General features: G+C 59.8%; 4 protein-coding genes. 2 read left to right on the forward strand and 2 right to left on the reverse strand.

The window, feature by feature from the left end:
- Positions 1-589: 589 nt before the first annotated feature.
- Together AWC14_RS28080 and AWC14_RS08260 are read right to left on the reverse strand one after the other, a co-directional pair.
- Positions 590-1,222, reverse strand: coding sequence for a hypothetical protein (locus tag AWC14_RS28080; protein ID WP_142281619.1), 633 nt, complete (start codon positions 1,220-1,222; stop codon positions 590-592).
- 18 nt (positions 1,223-1,240) lie between these two features.
- Entirely contained in the window at positions 1,241-1,705 is a 465-nt protein-coding gene (locus AWC14_RS08260) for a TNT domain-containing protein (protein WP_142281620.1), read from the reverse strand.
- Between the two features lie 57 nt (positions 1,706-1,762).
- Between AWC14_RS08260 and AWC14_RS28085 the strand changes: the two genes are divergently transcribed.
- Together AWC14_RS28085 and AWC14_RS29165 are read left to right on the forward strand one after the other, a co-directional pair.
- Positions 1,763-2,008, forward strand: coding sequence for a hypothetical protein (locus AWC14_RS28085; RefSeq protein WP_142281621.1), 246 nt, complete (start codon positions 1,763-1,765; stop codon positions 2,006-2,008).
- Between the two features lie 174 nt (positions 2,009-2,182).
- A partial coding sequence (locus AWC14_RS29165) for a hypothetical protein (RefSeq protein WP_211282296.1) occupies positions 2,183-2,367 on the forward strand: 185 nt, incomplete at its 3' end.

A 2,367-nucleotide genomic window follows, 5' to 3' on the forward strand; every position in this document is an offset into this window, starting at 1 on the left:
GGAGCCAACGACATGCCCGCACTCACCGCCTAACCCACCGGATCACGCAGCACTACACCACTTCCCGGGACTTGACCTCCAGATGGGTCTTCTGGGGTGTGTCCGCCTGCAAGGCGTGCGTAGTAGGTAACCGGAACCTTGCTTATTGGCGGCCCCCGCGCGGCGGAACAAATATTTCAGAACTACCGCCCGGTCGTGGAACCGAGTCTTCTAGTACTCCCTCAGCTCGCTCGCACGCTCAGGGGAGATACCAGGCAGGCGTTCCTCTTCGTATAATGAATGCGTCTGCATTTTCGCGTCAAAGCTAACTAGCGCTCGCCGGTATTTTGTACAACTCGGCGGTCAGCGGCAACCGAGCGGCGAACTCAGGTGACCCAAAGGCGACCCAACGTCCATCTGGTCGAACACTATTATCGGCGCGCTCACGGCGAGTTCTTGCTCCTTATCATTGCGGCAGATAAGTGTAGCAACTCCCAATTAACGTGGTCGCTTGCTCGCACAGCCTGCATCACGCAATCAGAAGCTTCGCAAGGTCGCCAAATCGGTTTAGTGAGACGCCAGTCTTTGAAGTTCATCTAGCTAAATGCGCTTAATTGCCAATGATGTTAACATCGAACCATTCGGGTGTGATCCCTTGCCGCAAGGCTGCATCAAGTTCCTCGAACGTCATTACGATCGCATGGGAGAACGCGATGGCATCATTTTCACCCATCCAGCCCCGATCAATCGACTCTTGATCGACCGTCAAACTAACCCGTCCCGGGAAATTCTCGGGGTCCGGCTTGTGCAGAGTTACCTTCGGGTTCAGCCCTTCCTGGTACCAGCGAAAGCGGGGGGAATCAGAATACTTGCCCGGTCGAGCTGCTTGGCTTATTAAGAACAGCAGACACTTCTCAGCATCTTCATAATTCCTGAACATCCAATATCTGCCTCGGGAGCCACGTTCTTGCTCGTCTATATAATATACCGGACCGTCCGGCACGAGGTAGTAGGAAAGGCCCGCATCGTCCACCAAAGCCAATTCGGAAACGTTCGTCATTTCTGGCGGGCGCGCGCCCCAGAAAACCTGCTCTTCAGTTTCCCAACGCTCAGGGGAGCGCTGCTCCTTGCCAGGGTAACTGCCCCGTTTGCGTAGGTTTACTACCTGCCATTGGTACCATGCTTTTACAATCCTGTGCAGCGACCGAGGAAATCGGCTCAAGTCAATCTGGTAATCGTTCATATTAGGGCCTACTATATACTAGTCGCATACGTCCTCCAAGAATCCTCTATCGATGAGATCTTGAACACGGGCTTTTACGCCGGGCGGAGCAATAAGTCTGTATTGAGTTTCACCGCCAGCCTGACCGAACCAAGGTGCTGCGCGAGATTCTTCAAGCTTCCACCCTGGAGGTAAACCGTTTTCCGGGTGTATGACATACTTGTGCAGGTCCTTGTCTAAGCTTTCGTGCGGAAGCGCGCGGCCTTCATACGGCGTCCCTTCTGGAGCGAACCACGCGCCACCCGGGTGCCCAATGCGGTCGACTATTTTGCCGTCCAGCTTCATAAGCTCTTCCGCAGTTAGATCGCGGACCGTTCCAGGAATCGCATAGGGCTTAGCTGGGTCATTTTCATCGGGATAAATTAGGTGGCCATTGTCATCAATGAATTGTTGTTCGTATTGCTCTTTAGTAAGGTCGCCATACGGTTTGGCGTCGGGAAACACCTCGCGTGCTGTTGGTGGCTGGTGCTCTTCGCCATTGCCAGCATCCCCGCCGCTGCCATGATGATCGCTGCTACCACCGCCGTGGTCGCCACTAGCATCATGATCGCCACCGCCATGCCCGCCGCTGCCATCGCCGCCGCTACCGACGTGTCCGTCACCACCGCCGCCATGCCCGCCGCCGTCACCGCCGCCGCCGTCGCTACCGCCGTGGCCATCGCCACCGCCACCGTGGCCACCGCCTCCGCCCGGCCCGCCGGGGTCGTGTCGCGGCGGTTCGGGTGGGTGAGCGCCGCCGGGGTATGAGTCGGGGATTGGCTCGTGTGCCGGAGACATCGGGGCACCCTCGGGCGCGTGCGCGGTTGCAAGCGTCGGTTGGCCCGGGTATCCATCGGCAGCCACGGGCATGCTGGGCGTCTGCATGCCGGCGGACGGCGCATGCTCACCTGATGCCGCAGCCGCGCTCACCGGGGCGGGTTCGTGAACACCCCCGCCGGGGGCGGCGGCCGGTACCAGGTGCTCGGCTGCCGCCATCGGCGCGGGTTCGTGCACACCTGCACCGGGCGCGGCGGATGCGGGCGCCGGATACTCGCCAGCCGGCACGCCGGGCTCACCGCCAGCGGCGTGGGGCGCGGACGGGGCATCGATCGGCGGGCGTCCCGCGG

This window comes from Mycobacterium kyorinense (genome assembly GCF_002101735.1).
GTDB lineage: Bacteria > Actinomycetota > Actinomycetes > Mycobacteriales > Mycobacteriaceae > Mycobacterium > Mycobacterium kyorinense.